19 protein-coding genes are annotated in these 15,732 nt (G+C 69.6%); 4 read left to right on the top strand and 15 right to left on the bottom strand.

All coding sequences use genetic code 11. The features are described 5' to 3' along the window. Positions 1-96 precede the first annotated feature (96 nt). The 6 genes from J5V96_RS07625 to infC all read right to left on the bottom strand — a co-directional run bounded on the left by J5V96_RS07625 (position 97) and on the right by infC (position 4,060). Entirely contained in the window at positions 97-996 is a 900-nt protein-coding gene (locus J5V96_RS07625) for a glutamate ABC transporter substrate-binding protein (protein WP_208502293.1), read from the bottom strand. Between the two features lie 58 nt (positions 997-1,054). Then, a complete protein-coding gene (locus J5V96_RS07620) occupies positions 1,055-1,795 on the bottom strand; it encodes an amino acid ABC transporter ATP-binding protein (protein ID WP_208502291.1) in 741 nt (246 codons plus the stop codon). Between the two features lie 102 nt (positions 1,796-1,897). Further along, entirely contained in the window at positions 1,898-2,701 is an 804-nt protein-coding gene (locus J5V96_RS07615; protein WP_208502289.1) for a TrmH family RNA methyltransferase, read from the bottom strand. 82 nt (positions 2,702-2,783) lie between these two features. Next, positions 2,784-3,170: a 50S ribosomal protein L20 gene (gene rplT, locus J5V96_RS07610; RefSeq protein ID WP_208502287.1), complete on the bottom strand. Its 387-nt coding sequence runs from the start codon at positions 3,168-3,170 to the stop codon at positions 2,784-2,786. A gap of 27 nt (positions 3,171-3,197) precedes the next feature. Then, positions 3,198-3,392, bottom strand: a complete 195-nt coding sequence (rpmI, locus tag J5V96_RS07605; protein ID WP_208502285.1) for a 50S ribosomal protein L35 — start codon at positions 3,390-3,392, stop codon at positions 3,198-3,200. A gap of 71 nt (positions 3,393-3,463) precedes the next feature. Beyond that, positions 3,464-4,060 (bottom strand): translation initiation factor IF-3, encoded by a 597-nt coding sequence (gene infC, locus J5V96_RS07600; RefSeq protein WP_307793554.1) that lies wholly within the window; start codon positions 4,058-4,060, stop codon positions 3,464-3,466. Positions 4,061-4,372: 312 nt separating this feature from the next. Between infC and J5V96_RS07595 the strand changes: the two genes are divergently transcribed. After that, positions 4,373-4,729: a DUF1844 domain-containing protein gene (locus tag J5V96_RS07595; protein ID WP_208502282.1), complete on the top strand. Its 357-nt coding sequence runs from the start codon at positions 4,373-4,375 to the stop codon at positions 4,727-4,729. Between the two features lie 53 nt (positions 4,730-4,782). Here J5V96_RS07595 and J5V96_RS07590 read toward each other — a convergent pair whose 3' ends face one another. The 6 genes from J5V96_RS07590 to J5V96_RS07565 form a co-directional block, all read right to left on the bottom strand. Beyond that, a complete protein-coding gene (locus J5V96_RS07590; protein WP_208502280.1) occupies positions 4,783-5,553 on the bottom strand; it encodes an SseB family protein in 771 nt (256 codons plus the stop codon). After that, positions 5,537-6,283 carry a bifunctional 1-(5-phosphoribosyl)-5-((5-phosphoribosylamino)methylideneamino)imidazole-4-carboxamide isomerase/phosphoribosylanthranilate isomerase PriA gene (gene priA / locus J5V96_RS07585; protein ID WP_208502277.1) on the bottom strand — a complete coding sequence of 249 codons (747 nt, stop codon included), beginning with the start codon at positions 6,281-6,283 and terminating at the stop codon, positions 5,537-5,539. Before priA ends, J5V96_RS07590 begins: the two co-directional genes overlap by 17 nt. Positions 6,284-6,356: 73 nt before the next feature. Beyond that, positions 6,357-7,034 carry an imidazole glycerol phosphate synthase subunit HisH gene (gene hisH, locus J5V96_RS07580; protein WP_307793553.1) on the bottom strand — a complete coding sequence of 226 codons (678 nt, stop codon included), beginning with the start codon at positions 7,032-7,034 and terminating at the stop codon, positions 6,357-6,359. After that, positions 7,031-7,636 (bottom strand): imidazoleglycerol-phosphate dehydratase HisB, encoded by a 606-nt coding sequence (gene hisB / locus J5V96_RS07575; RefSeq protein WP_208502275.1) that lies wholly within the window; start codon positions 7,634-7,636, stop codon positions 7,031-7,033. Before hisB ends, hisH begins: the two co-directional genes overlap by 4 nt. A gap of 42 nt (positions 7,637-7,678) precedes the next feature. Then, on the bottom strand, positions 7,679-8,761 hold the full coding sequence (locus J5V96_RS07570; RefSeq protein ID WP_208502273.1) for a histidinol-phosphate transaminase: 1,083 nt from the start codon (positions 8,759-8,761) through the stop codon (positions 7,679-7,681). A 52-nt stretch (positions 8,762-8,813) separates the two neighbouring features. Continuing rightward, complete coding sequence (locus J5V96_RS07565; RefSeq protein WP_208502270.1) at positions 8,814-9,200, bottom strand: LysM peptidoglycan-binding domain-containing protein; 387 nt, start codon at positions 9,198-9,200, stop codon at positions 8,814-8,816. Positions 9,201-9,457: 257 nt separating this feature from the next. Here J5V96_RS07565 and lexA point away from each other — a divergent pair, with 257 nt between their 5' ends. Further along, the gene (lexA, locus tag J5V96_RS07560; protein ID WP_208502269.1) at positions 9,458-10,159 is read left to right on the top strand and encodes a transcriptional repressor LexA; all 702 of its coding nucleotides are present in this window, start codon (positions 9,458-9,460) and stop codon (positions 10,157-10,159) included. Between the two features lie 47 nt (positions 10,160-10,206). Continuing rightward, positions 10,207-12,198: an alpha/beta hydrolase family protein gene (locus J5V96_RS07555; RefSeq protein WP_208502267.1), complete on the top strand. Its 1,992-nt coding sequence runs from the start codon at positions 10,207-10,209 to the stop codon at positions 12,196-12,198. 28 nt (positions 12,199-12,226) lie between these two features. Here J5V96_RS07555 and J5V96_RS07550 read toward each other — a convergent pair whose 3' ends face one another. Further along, positions 12,227-12,826: a GNAT family N-acetyltransferase gene (locus J5V96_RS07550; protein ID WP_208502265.1), complete on the bottom strand. Its 600-nt coding sequence runs from the start codon at positions 12,824-12,826 to the stop codon at positions 12,227-12,229. Positions 12,827-12,828: 2 nt separating this feature from the next. Next, on the bottom strand, positions 12,829-14,376 hold the full coding sequence (hflX, locus tag J5V96_RS07545) for a GTPase HflX (protein WP_208502263.1): 1,548 nt from the start codon (positions 14,374-14,376) through the stop codon (positions 12,829-12,831). Between the two features lie 155 nt (positions 14,377-14,531). On the opposite strand from hflX, the gene J5V96_RS07540 reads away from it, so the two are divergent. Further along, positions 14,532-15,176, top strand: coding sequence for a class I SAM-dependent methyltransferase (locus J5V96_RS07540; RefSeq protein WP_208502261.1), 645 nt, complete (start codon positions 14,532-14,534; stop codon positions 15,174-15,176). Here J5V96_RS07540 and mobA read toward each other — a convergent pair. Further along, positions 15,158-15,730, bottom strand: coding sequence for a molybdenum cofactor guanylyltransferase (mobA, locus tag J5V96_RS07535; RefSeq protein WP_208502259.1), 573 nt, complete (start codon positions 15,728-15,730; stop codon positions 15,158-15,160). The genes J5V96_RS07540 and mobA overlap by 19 nt on opposite strands. Positions 15,731-15,732 lie beyond the last annotated feature (2 nt).

Raw genomic sequence — 15,732 nt, 5'->3', positions numbered from 1 at the left:
CCAAGCCGCCGCGGGGGGGCCCGGGTTGGGGGGGGGGGGGGGGGGGGGGGGGGGGGGGGGGGGCCCCCCCCCCCCCCCCCCCCCCGGCCGGATGGATCAGTCGACCGCGGGCTGCTCGCCCTTGACGCCCGAGGGCGCCAGCCACGTGTCGAACAGCGCCTGCCAGACGTCGCCGCCGTCGGTGAAGAGGGTGTTGATGTGCTCCTGGAGGGCGGTGTCGCCGTCGGCGAGGCCGACGCCGTAGCGCTCCTCGCTGAAGGGCTCACCGGCGAGCTTCAGGTTGTCGGGGTCCTGCGCGACGTAGCCGGCGAGGATCGCCTCGTCGGTCGTGATCGCGTCGACCTGGCCGGCGAGCAGCTGCTCGACGCACTCGGAGTACGTCTGGCGCTCGGTGACCTCGCCGCTGTACTCCTCCTTGATGCGCTGGAGCGGGGTCGATCCGGTCACCGAGCACGTCACCTTGTCGGCGAGGTCGTCGGGGCCGCTGATCGAGTCGTCGTCGGCACGGACGAGCAGACCCTGGCCGGTGATCAGGTACGGGCCGGCGAAGTCGATGACCTCGTCACGCGCGTCGGTCATCGAGTAGGTGCCGACGTAGAGGTCGACGCCGCCGTTGATGATCTCCTGCTCGCGGTTGGCCGAGGGAACCGTCTTGAACTCGATGGCGTCCTCTTCGAAGCCGAGCGAGGCGGCGATCCAGCGGGCGATGTCGACGTCGAAGCCGGTGCGGTCGCCGGTCGTCGCGTCCTCGTAGCCGAGACCCGGCTGGTCGGCCTTGACGCCGATGACGATCTTGCCCGCCTCGGTGGCGCGCTCGAAGGTCGGGCTGTCGAGCTCGACGTCGCTCGCGACCTCCCAGAGCTTCTCGTCGCCGCCCTCCTCGGCGCCTTCGGGGGCCGTGGGCGAGCCCGAGTTGCACGCGGTGAGCGCGAGGAGCGCGGCGAGGCCGAGGCCCAGGCCCGCGGCCACTCGCGAGGTGCGCTTGATGCTGAACATGCGATTCCTCCTTGGTGGGGTGGTCCGTCCGTCCGCGCTCGTTCGCGCGGTCGGCAGGTCAGTGCGTGATGAGCTTCGAGAGGAAGTCCTTCGCGCGGTCGCTCTGAGGGTTCGTGAAGAACTGCTCGGGGGTGGCCTGCTCGACGATCTGTCCATCGGCCATGAACACGACGCGGTTCGCGGCCTTCCGGGCGAAGCCCATCTCGTGGGTGACGACGATCATCGTCATGCCCTCCTTGGCCAGGGACACCATGACGTCGAGGACCTCGTTGATCATCTCGGGGTCGAGGGCGCTGGTGGGCTCGTCGAACAGCATGACCTTGGGGTTCATCGCGAGCGCACGGGCGATCGCCACGCGCTGCTGCTGGCCGCCCGAGAGCTGCGCCGGCAGCTTGCTGGCCTGGTGGCCCACGCCGACGCGGTCGAGAAGGGCCTTGGCCTCGGTCTCGGCCTGTGCCTTGCTCAGGCCGCGCACCTTGATCGGGCCGAGCGTGACGTTCTCCAGGATCGTCAGGTGGGCGAAGAGGTTGAACGACTGGAACACCATGCCGACCTCGGCCCGCAGGTCGGCCAGCGCCTTGCCCTCCTTGGGCAGCTCCTTGCCGTCGATCGTGATCGTCCCGCTCGTGATGGTCTCGAGGCGGTTGATCGTGCGACAGAGGGTCGACTTCCCGGATCCGGAGGGACCGATCACCACGACGACCTCGCCCTTGTCGACCGTGAGGTTGACGTCCTTCAGAGCGTGGAAGTCGCCATAGTGCTTCTGCACGTCCCGGACGACGACGAGGGGTTCAGCCATGGAGCAACCCTAGGGTGCCGCGCGGCCGCTTGGCCACAACAGATCTGCACGCTTTACCGACTTGTGACCGGGCGATCCGGGCGTGTCGGGGCCCGGATCAAGTCATTCTGCCCGGTGTGCGAAGGCGCTCTCGTACAGGCAGACGCTGGCCGCGGTGGCGAGATTGAGCGACTCGGCCTGGCCGTAGATCGGCAGACGCAGCGCGCTGTCGACGAGCTCGAGGGCGGAGTCCTCCAGGCCGTGGGCCTCGTTGCCGAAGAGCCATGCGGTCGGCTGCGCGAGCACACCCTGCGCGCGTGCCTCGAGCAGATCCTCGCCCTTCACATCGGCCGCGATCACCCGGAGCCCGGCTCCCTGCGCGCGCTCGATGACGTCTTCGAGCTCGGCCCCGACCGCGATGGGCAGGTGGAACAGCGAGCCGGTCGTCGACCGGACGACCTTCGGATTGTACGGATCGACCGTGCGGCCAGTGAGGATCACGGCATCGGCGCCGGCGGCGTCGGCAGCCCGGATGATCGTGCCGAGGTTGCCGGGATCACGCACCTCCTCGAGGATCGCGATGAGCCTCGGACCCGCCGCGAAGACATCCTTCAGCGCGGTCGGGTTCTGGCGCGCCACCGCGAGGAAGCCCTGGGGCGTCACCGTGTCGGCCATCGCATCCAGCACCTGCTCGGTGACGTACTCCGCCTCGATGTCCTCGTCGGTCAGCAGCGTGCGGATGTCGCCGTGGCGTTCGAGCGCCGTGGGCGTGGCGAACAGCTCGACGATCGTGTCGGGCCGATAGGTGAGCGCCTCGCGCACCGCCTGCGGCCCCTCGAGCAGGTAGAGGCCCGTGTCCTTGCGGACCTCCCGTCGGGAGAGCTTGGCGATGTTCCTGACGCGAGGCGTCCGCGGGTTCTCGAGCACGGATCGAGTCTACGGAAGTCCACTCGGCGAACGCAGAAGAGGGCGCCCCTTGCGGGACGCCCTCTTCGGGAAGCTGTTGTGCTTACGCAGCCGACTTCGGCGCGTTCACGTCGGCCGGCAGAGCGGCCTTCGCGGTCGCGACGAGCGAGGCGAACGTGGCGGGCTCGTTCACGGCGAGCTCGGCCAGGATGCGGCGGTCGACCTGCACACCCGCGAGGCCGAGGCCCTGGATGAAGCGGTTGTAGGTCATGCCGTTCGCGCGCGAGGCGGCGTTGATGCGCTGGATCCACAGGCGGCGGAAGTCGCCCTTGCGCTTGCGACGGTCGCGGTACGCGTAGACGAGCGAGTGGGTGACCTGCTCCTTCGCCTTGCGGTACAGGCGCGAACGCTGGCCACGGTAACCCGAGGCACGCTCGAGGATGACGCGACGCTTCTTGTGGGCGTTTACCGCCCGCTTGACTCTAGCCATTTCTTATCTTCCTAACGAGATTGAGCGTCAGCGACCGAGGAGGCGCTTGACCTGCTTGAGGTCGTTGCCCGAGATGACCTGGTCCTTGTTCAGGCGACGCGTGCGCGTGCTGGGCTTGGACTCGAGGTTGTGGCGCATACCAGCCTGCTGCTTCTTGATCTTGCCGCTGCCGGTGATCTTGAAGCGCTTCTTCGCACCCGAGTGGGTCTTCTGCTTCGGCATCTTCTCTTCTTTCGTGAGTGCGCCCGGAGGCGACGTGTTCACCCGCCGAAGCGGGAGCATGTGGGGCGGATCTACTCCGAGACCGGCGTCTCCGCGACCGGAGCCTCGGCGGCCGGGTGGCCACCCTTCGCCTCGCGGGCCGCCTGCTTGTTGGCGGCGCGCACGGCGTTCTGCTCGGTCTTGACGTCGGACTTGTTGCGGTGCGGCGCGACGACCATCACCATGTTGCGGCCGTCCACCTTGGGGCTGGACTCGACGGTGCCGAACTCGGCCACGTCCTCCGCGAACTTCTTGAGGAGGCGCACACCCTGCTCCGGACGCGACTGCTCGCGACCTCGGAAGAGGATCATGGCCTTGACCTTGTCACCGGTCTTGAGGAAGCCCTCGGCGCGCTTGCGCTTGGTCTCGTAATCGTGCTCGTCGATCTTGAGGCGGAAGCGGACCTCCTTGAGGACCGTGTTCGCCTGATTGCGACGGGCCTCCTTGGCCTTCTGCGCGGCCTCGTACTTGAACTTGCCGTAGTCCATGATCTTGACGACGGGAGGCTTCGAGTTGGGGGCGACCTCGACCAGGTCGAGATCGGCCTCCTGCGCAAGACGCAGGGCGGCCTCGATGCGAACGACGCCGATCTGCTCGCCTGCGGGGCCGACGAGTCGGACCTCGGGCACGCGGATGCGCTCGTTGGTACGGGGATCGCTGATGCGGAACTCCTTGGGTGGTGACGGTGGCCACCGTGACGCGGATTCGTGCCACGGGCGGGAGAGAGATTCAGCGTCCACCCGGCAGACGTCACGCGTCAGCCGCACCCTGCAACCAGGACACGCGTCGCGTGATCCTGGAACACCCGGGCGGAGACCCGAGGGAGTGCATGACCCGGTAGCCTTGTAACGGCAAGCGCGGGTGGGATGTGAATCCTCTTTCGTCCGGGATTCTCATCGAGAAATCTCCGGAGCCCGGGAAAGTCTAGCAGAGAGCGAGCGATGAGCACCAACCCGCCCCAGAGCCACCCCGACGACGCCGTGCGCGACATCTCCGAGGTCGCCGCCGTGGAGGTGATCGGATCGGCCTGCGTGCATCTCATGAGTGCGGCCGCCGTGAAGCTCGGCCTCGCCGACAGCGACGCCGCCGACCAGGAGATCGACCTCGACGAGGCGCGCAAGCTCATCAACGCGCTCGCGGGCCTGGTCACCGCGGCGGCGCCGGAGATCAGCGACATGCACGCCCGCCCGATCCGCGATGGTCTCCGCTCGCTGCAGCTGCGCTTCCGCGAGATCTCCTCGATCCCGGATGCTCCGGGCAAGGGCCCGGGTGAGAAGTACACCGGCTCGGTGATCTGACCCCACGACGACGAAGGCCCCCACCTCGGTGGGGGCCTTCGTCATGCTGCGGATCAGCCTGCGCTGTCCAGCTTGACGCTCAGGCTGTCGACGAGCGTCGCGACGCGGTCGTCCTGCGCCCAGCGCCGCGCGAGGCGCGCGAGGACCGCGTCGAGCTCACCGCGCTCGAGACCGGACATCAGCGTGAGGCGCACGATCAGCTCGGGGCCCTGCAATCGCGCGTCGGGATCGCCGGGCTCGAGCGCGAGATCGAGAACGGCGAGCTCTCCCCCGATGCTCTCCTGCAGGCCGCGGTACACGTCGGGGTTGAGGAAGCTGGGCACCCACGGCTCGCCCTGGGCGAGAGCCCAGACCGCGGGCCGGCGCACGATGAACTCGGTGGCCGACGTGGGATCGAGCACGATGAGGTCGGTGTCCTCGGAGGACGCCGCAAGCGCCGCGCGCACCGCGTCGACCGGGATCGGACGGGCCTTCGGGTCCCAGCGACCGAGCGCCTCGACGGAGGAGAACACCGGCAGCACCTTGCGCCCGTCGGGAGCGGCGACCGTGACGATCGAGAGCTCCTGCGTCTTGTCGACCTTCAGGCCGTGGGCGCCGATCCCCTCGTCGCCCTTCTCGGCGACCAGCGGGATGAGCACACGAGCGTGGCGGAGCGCGTCGACGACGGCGATCTGGTCGCCGTCACCCTCGCGGAACGCGCTGAGTGCGGCGAGCAGCACGGGGTCAGCCGACCCGTCGTCCTGCGAGTGCGGATTCGACTCGAAATGACGCCCCTCCCAGGGGACGCCGGCCGAGTCGGCCGAGCGATCAGCGTCCGGCGACATCCAGCGCCTCGGCGAGCGTGAACTGGCCCGCGTAGAGGGCCTTGCCCACGATCGCTCCCTCGACGCCGTTGGGCACCAGTCCGCGGAGTGCGGCGATGTCGTCGAGCGTGGAGACGCCGCCGGAGGCGACGACCGGCTTGTCGGTGCGGTTGGTCAGCTCACGCAGGAGGTCGAGATTCGGCCCCCGCAGGGTGCCGTCCTTCGTGATGTCGGTGACCACGTAGCGACTGCAGCCCGCCTCGTCGAGGCGTGCGAGTGCCTCCCAGAGATCGCCGCCCTCCTGCGTCCACCCGCGGGCGGCGAGGGTCGTGCCGCGCACGTCCAGGCCGACGGCGATGGCCTCGCCGTAGCGACCGATGACCGAGGCCGTCCACTCGGGGTTCTCGAGCGCCGCGGTGCCGAGGTTGATGCGCTGTGCGCCGCTCTCGAGAGCGGCCTCGAGCGAGGCGTCGTCGCGGATGCCGCCCGACAGCTCGATGTTGATGCCCCGGGCGTGCTTGATGATCTTGCGCAGGACACCGGCATTGCTGCCCCGGCCGAACGCCGCGTCGAGGTCGACGAGGTGGATCCACTCGGCGCCCTGGCGCAGCCAGTTGTCGGCGGCCTCGATGGGATCGCCGTAGTCGGTCTCCGTGCCTGCGGCACCGTGAGTGAGGCGCACGGCCTTTCCACCCTGGACATCGATGGCGGGCAGCAGGATCAGTCCAGGCGTGGACGCGAAATCGTTCATAGCTCCTGATGTGCTTCGGAGTCGTCCCGGAAAGGACGGCGCGTTGCGGGGCTCTCCCGCCGCGGGCACGATCTCAGAGATTAGCCCCGGGCAGGCTCTGGATCCAATTCCGCAGGAGGCGGATGCCCGCCTCTCCGGACTTCTCCGGGTGGAACTGCGTGGCCGACAGCGGCCCGTTCTCGACCGCGGCGATGAACGGTGCTCCGTGCTTCGCCCAGGTCACGACGGGGTTCCGGAACGGGCCGTCCGCCTCGAGGTCCCACTGCTGGGCCGCGAAGGAGTGCACGAAGTAGAAGCGCTCGTCCTCCAGACCCGCGAACAGCTTCGAGCCGTCTCCGGCTTCGACCGTGTTCCACCCCATGTGCGGCACGACCGGCGCCCGGAGCTCCTCGACGACGCCCGGCCATTCTCCGAGACCCTCCGTCTCGACGCCGCGCTCGACGCCGCGCTCGAAAAGCACCTGCATGCCGACGCAGATGCCGAGGACGGGCAGGCCGCCGGCCAGCCGACGCTCGATCATCTCCGGGCCGCGCACGGCGTTGAGCTGCTCCATCACGGCCGAGAACGCGCCCACGCCGGGAACGAGCAGGCCGTCGGCCTCGCGGATGAGCCCGCGATCGCGCGTCAGGTGCACGTCACCGCCGGCCGCTTCCATCGCCTTGACGGCGGAATGGATGTTGCCCGAACCGTAGTCGAGCACTGCGATGACGGGGCGGCGAACGCCGTTCTCGTCGGTGCGGCTCTCGATCACAGTGCGCCCTTGGTGCTGGGGATGCCGTCCACGAGAGGGTCGAGGGCCTTCGCCTGACGGAAGGCGCGGGCGAAGGCCTTGTACTCCGCCTCGGCGATGTGGTGGGGGTCGCGCCCGGAGATCACGCGCACGTGCACGGTGAGACCGGCGTTGAAGGCGATCGCCTCGAAGGTGTGGCGCACGAGGGATCCGGTGAAGTGACCGCCGATGAGGTGGTGCTCGAAGCCCGCCGGCTCTCCGTCGTGGACCAGGAAGGGACGACCCGAGATGTCGACGACGGCCTGCGCGAGCGCCTCGTCGAGCGGGACGAGGGCGTCGCCGTAACGGGAGATGCCGCTCTTGTCGCCCAGGGCCTCGCGGATCGCGTGACCGAGGACGATCGAGATGTCCTCGACCGAGTGGTGCGCGTCGATGTGCGTGTCACCCGTCGCGGTCACCGTGAGGTCGGTCAGGGAGTGCTTCGCGAACGCCGTCAGCATGTGATCGAAGAACGGCACACCCGTGGAGATCGAGCTCTTTCCCGTGCCGTCGAGGTTCAGCTCGAGCTCGACCGTGGACTCGCTGGTGGAGCGGGAGAAGCGCGCGGTGCGGGCAGTCGTCATGCCTGCGATTCTAGTCGGGGCGAACTGCGCGGCAGGCCGCGGTCACGGGCGGCCGAGTTCGCCCAGCGCCGCGAGGAAGGCCGTGGTCTCGGCTTCCGTGCCGGCCGTCACGCGCAGGTGTCCCGGGATCCCCACGTCGCGGATGAGGACGCCTCTGTCGTAGAGGGCCTTCCACGTGGCAGCCGGGTCGGTCACTCCTCCGAAGAGGAGGAAGTTGGTCCACGACTCATAAGGCCGGTAGCCGAGCTCGGTCAGCGCCGCGGTCATCCGATCCCGCTGCGCGACGATCTCGTCGACCATGCCGAGCATGACGTCCGAGTGGCGAAGCGCTGCGACCGCGGCCGCCTGGGTGAGCGCACTCAGGTGATAGGGCAGGCGGACCAGGCGAAGGGCGTCGATCAGCACGGGGTCGGCCGCGAGATACCCGACTCGGGCGCCTGCGAACGCGAACGCCTTGCTCATCGTGCGCGACACCACGAGCCGAGGGCGCCCCTCGAGCAGCGTGAGGGCGGACGGAGAGGACTTCGGCGCGAACTCCTGGTACGCCTCGTCGACGATCACGATGCCCTGGGTGGCCTCGTACACGGCCTCGACGACATCGAGAGAGAGCGGTGTGCCCGTCGGGTTGTTCGGCGCGCACAGGAAGACGACGTCGGGGTGCGCCGCGCGCACCTGAGCCGCGGCGTCCTCGGCCGTCAGCGAATAGTCGGCCGCCCGCGTGCCGGCGATCCACTCGGATCCGACGCCCTTGGTGAGCAGGCTGTACATCGAGTAGGTCGGCGCGAAGCCGAAAACCGAGCGGCCGGGGCCGGCGAAGGCCTGGAGCAGGTGCTGGAGCACCTCATTCGATCCGTTGCCCGCCCAGATCTGCGCGGCATCGAGACCGTGCCCCAGGTAGCGTGCGAACCCCTCACGCAGTTCGGTGAACTCGCGATCCGGGTAGCGATTGACGCCGTGCAGAGCCTTCGCCACCGAGGACGCGATGTCGTCGGCGACCACAGCGGGAATCGAATGCGTGTTCTCGTTCACGTTGAGCGCCACAGGCAGCGGCGCCTGCGGAGCGCCGTAGGGCTTCTGACCGCGGAGATCGTCGCGGATCGGCAGATCGTCGAGAGAGACCGTCACGCTCACGATTCTAGGCCGCGCGCGCCGAGCGCCCGGGCGCCGAGAGCTGCCGTCAACCGGCGGTCGAGAACTCCGCGGGGATCGAGATGGTCTCACCGGAGAGCACGCTCGTGGACGAGAGCTGGTTGAGCGCGACGATGGCATCGACGACGTCTCGCGGGTCGGTGTCCGGCGCCACGGTCTCGGCGATGGACCAGAGGGAATCACCCGGCATCACCGTGACCGTGTCGAAGGTACCCGCGGGGGCTCCGTCTTCACGCGAGGCCAGAGCGCCGCCGCCGCTCATGACCGCGAGAGCGAGACCGACCGCCACCGGAGCGGCGGCGAGGGCAGCGAGCACACGGCGACCGCGGCGGGTCAGACGCAGGCGGGTGGCCGGCGCCGCGACGCGCACTGCGGGCGTCGAGACCTCGTAAGCGGTGATGCTGACGGTGCTCATGATGTGCTCCTTTTCGTTCGGAGAGGCTTCGCATCCGGCACCTCGGCCGGGAGGGCCGGATGCGAAGCTCTGTACCGAAGTTATCTTCGAATCTTCGAATCTGTCAAGGTGTTCTTCGAAAACCGGTCCGACCGGATCCGCGACACGCTCGAACGGATCTTCCGAATCGCGACGCCGTTCGGATACGGTTTCGATGACGGAGAACACCCCACCACGGACCACCGACATTCACCGTCGGAGGAGAAGGAGCCGCACCGATGAGCGCCGACATCACCGCTGCCGAGACGCTCGCCTCAGAGGAGAAGCGACGCACGCGTCGCCGCCGCAGCCTCAGCGACAAGCAGCTGGCGATCCTCGAGGTCATCCAGCGCTCCATCCAGTCGAAGGGCTACCCGCCCACGATGCGAGAGATCGGTGACGCCGTCGGGCTGAAGTCGCTCTCGAGCGTGACGCACCAGCTCGGTCAGCTCGAACTCAGCGGATACCTCCGACGCGACCCCGGCAAGACGCGCGCCATGGAGGTGCTGATCGATCTGCCCGGCCAGTCGGCCGAGAACCTCGACGCCGGACAGCCTTCCGTGGGCGACGCGGCCATGGTCCCTCTCGTCGGCCGCATCGCCGCGGGTGTCCCCATCACGGCCGACCAGCAGATCGAGGAGATCTTCCCGCTCCCCCGCCAGCTCGTGGGCAAGGGAGAGCTGTTCATGCTGAAGGTGAGCGGCGACTCGATGATCGACGCCGCGATCTGCGACGGCGACTGGGTGGTCGTGCGGGTGCAGAACACGGCGGAGAACGGCGACATCGTCGCGGCGATGCTCGATGGCGAGGCCACGGTCAAGGTGTTCCGTCAGCGCGATGGACACACCTGGCTGCTCCCCCGCAATTCGGCGTTCGAGCCGATCCTGGGTGACGAAGCGGTGGTTCTCGGCAAGATCGTCGCCGTCATGCGCGCCGTCTGACGCCGTCGTGGGCTGGTGCTGTCGCACCCCTCGGTTAGCGTGAGTGCATGACGCGCTCCACCCTTCCGTACGGATCCTGGCCCTCGCCGATCGCCGCTTCGGATATCGCGGGCGGTGCACCGCGGCTCGACGGTGCACGCTTCGTGGGGCCTTCCGCCGAGATCTGGTGGAGCGAGAGCATTCCCTCTGAGAAGGGCCGTCAGGCCGTTCTGCGACGCACAGCAGAGCAGCCCGAAGTGCTGCTTCCGGCTCCGTGGAGCGCCCGCTCCCGGGTGCACGAGTACGGCGGCGGTGCGTGGACGACAACCGACGACGGCGATCTGCTGTTCGTGGAGGCCTCCGACCAGCGCGTGTACCGCATGACCCCCGGCGCGGATCCGCAGCCTCTGACGCCCGGTGGGCTCGGCATGTCGTTCGGTGACCTCACGCTGGTGCCGGCCCCCGATGGCACACCCGTGCTCTGGGCCGTGCGTGAGACCGTCGATGAGCATCACGCCGTCACACGGGACATCGTCACCATTCCTCTCGACGGCTCCGCCGCTGGCGACGCCGGTGCGATCGTGCGTGTCGTCGCCGGATCCGACTTCCTCGCGTATCCGACGCCGCGCGGCGACCGCCTCGCGTGGATCGCGTGGAACCATCCCGACATGCCCTGGGATGCGTCCGAGCTGCGTGTCGGGCGCATCGGCGAAGACGGCACCGTGGCGGAGTTCCACACGGTCGCGGGTGGACACACCGAGCTCGGCCCCATCTCGGCTCTACAGCCGCAGTGGACGGCCGACGACGAACTGCTCGTCAGCACCGACCCCGTGCTCGATCACCTGCACCCCCACGGCAGCGGGCGGTGGAACCTGCGTCTGATCCACCTCGACGGCTCCACCACGACCGAGCCGGTCACCGTCGGCCGCGCTGATGCCGATACGGGCGGACCCCTGTGGAACCTCGGGGCGCGGTGGTACGGCCGTCTGGACGACGGCCGGGTGGTGGCCGTGCGCACCCACGGCACCGACACGCTGGTGCTGCTCGATCCGGCGCTGGGCGCGTTCGAACCGCTCGACACCCCGCTGACCGGTGGCACGCTCATCCGGGACGTGCGCGGCTCGCGCGTGCTGCTCACGGGCGCCGGAGCGCAGGTGCCCGGCGGGCTGTGGCTGCTGGATGTCGATTCGCGCACGCTGGAGGCGGTGCGCGGGGGCACCTCTCCCTTGTCTCCCGAGTGGCTGCCGCTCGCGCAGGCCCACACGTTCGACGGCCCGAACGGGCCGGTGCACGCCTTCGCGTACCCGCCGACCAACCCCGACGTCCAGGCGCCCGAGGGCGAGCTTCCGCCCTACCTCGTGCTTGTGCACGGCGGGCCGACGGCGCACGTCTCCGGCGAGCTCTCGCTCGCCGTGGCGTACTTCACCAGCCGCGGAATCGGGGTGCTGGATGTCAACTACGGCGGATCGACCGGCTACGGCCGCGCGTACCGGGAGCGCCTGAAGGGCCGCTGGGGCATCGCCGACGTCGCCGACGTCGCCGCCGCGGCTCGGGGCCTTGCCGACGCGGGCCTGGCCGACCCGCGCCGAATCGCCATCAAGGGCGGCTCCGCGGGCGGCTGGACCGTACTGTGCGCGGTCGCGGACACCGATGCGTTCGCCGCGGGCATCAGCCGTTACGGGGTCGCCGACCTGCGCAAGCTCGTGGAAGACACGCACGACTTCGAGGCCCGCTACCTGGATGGGCTCGTCGGCCCCCTTCCCGCGGCCGAGCCCCTCTACGTGAGCCGCTCCCCTCTTTCACGCCCTGAGACACTCCGCACGCCGCTGCTCATCCTGCAGGGCTCGGAGGATCCGGTCGTGCCGCCGTCCCAGTCGGAGGCGCTGCGCGACGCGCTGGCCGCGAACGGAGTGCCGCACGCGTACATCCTGTTCGAGGGCGAATCGCACGGTTTCCGTCAGGCGACGACGGTGATCCGCGCCTTCGAGTCGGAACTCTCCTTCCTCGGTCGCATCCTCGGGTTCGAGACCCCGGGGGTGCCGGCGATCGAGCTCGACTGACGCGGATCTGCGATCCGCTGAGGAGCCGTCAGCTCAGCGTGACACCGTAGGCCTGCACACCCTCGTGGGAGGGCAGGCGCGTGAGCCCGATGCGGTCGTAGAACGCCAGGGCGCCCTGGTTCTCCTCGCTCGCGACGAGGTGCAGCCCCGCGACCCCGCGACGGCGCAGCGCATCGAGCAGCGTCGAGATGAGCTGACGGCCCAGGCCCTGCCCCTGCGCCGCGGGCAGCAGGTCGATGTGGAGGTGCGCCGGATAGCCCATCCCCGCATACGGCTCGGCGCCCGCTCGGCGGCCGTACGCGTAGATCAGCGTGCCGTCCTGCCGCGTGCGCTCGACCTCCGGCCGGGGGTGCCGCTCGGCGACCCTGGGCCACCACTCGGTCGCGAACCACTCCTCGAAGGCGTCCGTGTCGTCTGTGCCGATGACGTAGCCGACGACCGCGCCGTCCGGATCCTCGACCACGAAGGCGAGATCCGGATGGCGGGTCACGTAGGGCAGGGCGAAGACCTCCGCCCAGAGCGAGTCGTCCTCGAAGACGCCGGTGGCATCCGATCCGGCGTCGGCGGTGAGCAGGCAGACGCGTGCGACCGCGTCGCGATCCGCGGGCGCGTAGGGTCGGATCCGCATCCTCAGGCGACCTTGTAGGGCTCGAGAGCCGCGGCGAGGCGCTCGGACACGTGCGCGTGGATGAGGGTGCCGCCCTCTTCGTGCGAGCGCGTCAGCAGGTGCCCCTGCTCGTGGATCTGAGAGATCAGCTCCCCGCGGTCGTAGGGCACGAGAGCACGGATCTCGATCTCGGGCAGCGGCAGCGCCGCCTCGATGACGTCCCGCAGCTCCTCGATGCCCTCACCCGTGCGCGAGGAGACGAACACGGCCTTGGGCTCGAGGCCGCGCAGCACCATCTTCGTGTCGTCGTCGACGAGGTCGGACTTGTTGAACACGATGATCTCGCGGATGTCGCGGGCACCCACGTCGCCCATCACGTCGCGGACCGTCTGGATCTGGCTCGCGGGATCCGGGTGGTGAGCGTCGACGACGTGCACGATGACGTCGGCGTCGGCCACTTCCTCGAGCGTCGAGCGGAAGGCCTCGACGAGCTGGTGGGGCAGGTTGCGCACGAAGCCCACGGTGTCGGCCAGGGTGTACGTGCGGCCGTCCGCCGTCTCCGTGCGCCGCACCGTGGAGTCCAGCGTGGCGAACAGCGCGTTCTCGACCAGGACGCCCGCGCTCGTGAGCTTGTTCAGCAGGCTCGACTTGCCGGCATTCGTGTAGCCCGCGATCGCGACCGAGGGAATCGTGTTGCGCTTGCGCTCCGACCGCTTGGCCTCGCGCGCGGGCTTGAAGCCGGCGATCTGCTTGCGCAGCTGTGCCATCTTGGTGCGGATGCGGCGGCGATCGAGCTCGATCTTCGTCTCACCCGGACCGCGCGAGCCCATGCCCGCGCCGCCGGCGCCGACCTGGCCACCCGCCTGGCGGCTCATCGACTCACCCCACCCGCGCAGACGCGGCAGCAGGTACTCGAGCTGGGCGAGTTCGACCTGCGCCTTGCCCTCGCGGCTCTTGGCGTGCTGGCTGAAGATGTCGAGGATCACGGTGGTGCGATCGATGACCTTCACCTTGATGACGTCTTCGAGCGCACGGCGCTGAGAGGGCGCGAGCTCGGTGTCGGCGATCACGGTGTCCGCGCCCACGGCGGCGACGATGCCCTTGAGCTCGTCGGCCTTGCCGCGGCCGATGTAGGTGGCCGGATCCGGATGCGGGCGTCGCTGCAGCACGCCGTCGAGCACAACGGCGCCGGCCGTCTCGGCGAGGGCGGCGAGCTCGCGCAGCGAGTTCTCCGCGTCCTCCAGCGAACCCTGCGAGTAGACGCCGATGAGCACAACGTTCTCGAGCCGCAGCTGGCGGTACTCGACCTCGGTGACGTCCTCGAGCTCGGTCGACAGGCCGGGCACACGACGAAGCGACGCGCGCTCCTCGCGGTCCCACTGCTCGCCGTCGGCCGATCCGTCGCCGATGGTGCCCGCATCCTGCAGGGCCTGCGCCGTGCCGAAGACGCGCGCTCCCGTGCGGGACTCGGCGCGCGCGAGCACCCGATCCACCAGATCTGATGCTGCGGAGTCGATCACGACCTCGTCGTCGTTCGCAGAAGAGGGATCGGGGGTGGTGGTGTCAGTCATCCATGCCTTTCGTTCCGACGCGCGTCGCGGCCATCCGCGGGCGTCGAGCCTTCCATTCTATCCCGCGCGTGTCGCGTGCGGGAGGGTGAAAGCGCGGTTCTCGGGAGCGCACTCACCCTCACGGGAAGCGGGCTGCTCCGGTACGCTGGCCCCCTATGGTGGACCACTATTTCTCCGCGAGTCCCACCAGTGCCGAGAACCTCCGCCGGATCCAGGTGCCCCTCGCTGGACGCATGGTGGAGGTCTTCACCGCCGCCGGCGTGTTCAGCCCCGAGCACCTGGATGTGGGCACTTCGGTCCTGCTCGCGAACTCTCCCGAACCGCCGTCCGGCGGCGACTTCCTCGACCTCGGCTGCGGCTGGGGCCCGATCGCGCTCAGCCTCGCGATCGCCTCCCCGCACGCGCGGGTGTGGGCCGTCGATGTCAATGAGCGCGCCCTCGATCTGGTGCGGCGCAATGCGGAGGCGCTCGGTCTCGACAACGTGAACGCGGTGCTGCCGCAGGACGTGCCCGAGGACGTGACGTTCCGCACGATCCGGTCGAACCCGCCGATCCGCGTCGGCAAGGCCGTGCTGCACGAGCTGATGGAGACCTGGCTGCCGCGTCTGGCGGAGCGCAGCGACGCGTACCTCGTGGTGAAGAAGGACCTGGGCTCGGACTCGCTGCACCGCTGGCTCGACACCACCCTGGGACACGGCTTCGGCGTGACACGTCACGCGACGAACAAGGGCTTCCGCGTGCTCAAGGTGCGCCGACACGGCACCCCGCCCACCGAGGGCATTCACCTCCCGGGGTTCTGAGCCACCCTCAGGTCGTGTGGCGTATCCACGTCCATCAGCTCACGCGCGGGCAACGGAACCAGGGTCGGATCCATGCCGTCGACCAGGAGGCGCATGGGCAGGTTCGCCGGGTCGCCGATGGCCGCCAGACGGTTGCGCAGGACGTGCTCGTCCCACGCGGCGCACAGCGGCTGCGCGCGGCCGGCGTCGTCCACCGCCAGGGCGACGCCATCTGCCGCCGCGTCGGCGAGCGCACGCAGCGACCCGGCCGCCACAAACGGCATGTCGCCTCCGACGAGCAGCACCACACCCCCGGCCCGCGGCTCGAGCGCCGCGACGCCCGCGGCCACGCCCGCAAGGGGTCCTGCGAAGGGCGGATCCTCGCGCACGACCGGAACACCCGACGGCACCCCCGCGGGCTCCCCCACAACAAGCGCCTCGGCCCCGGCGGCACGCAGCGCCGCGACCGCGCGGGCCACGATGGGCTCGCCGTCGATCGGGATGCCCGGCTTGTGACGCCCGCCCAGCCGGGACGCGCGGCCCCCCGCGAGGACGAGACCGCGCAGCGCGACCATGA

Source organism: Microbacterium stercoris (assembly GCF_017592545.1).
GTDB lineage: Bacteria > Actinomycetota > Actinomycetes > Actinomycetales > Microbacteriaceae > Microbacterium > Microbacterium stercoris.
Note: the sequence above shows the minus strand (reverse complement) of the source record. Positions and strands in the feature narration are given on the sequence as shown.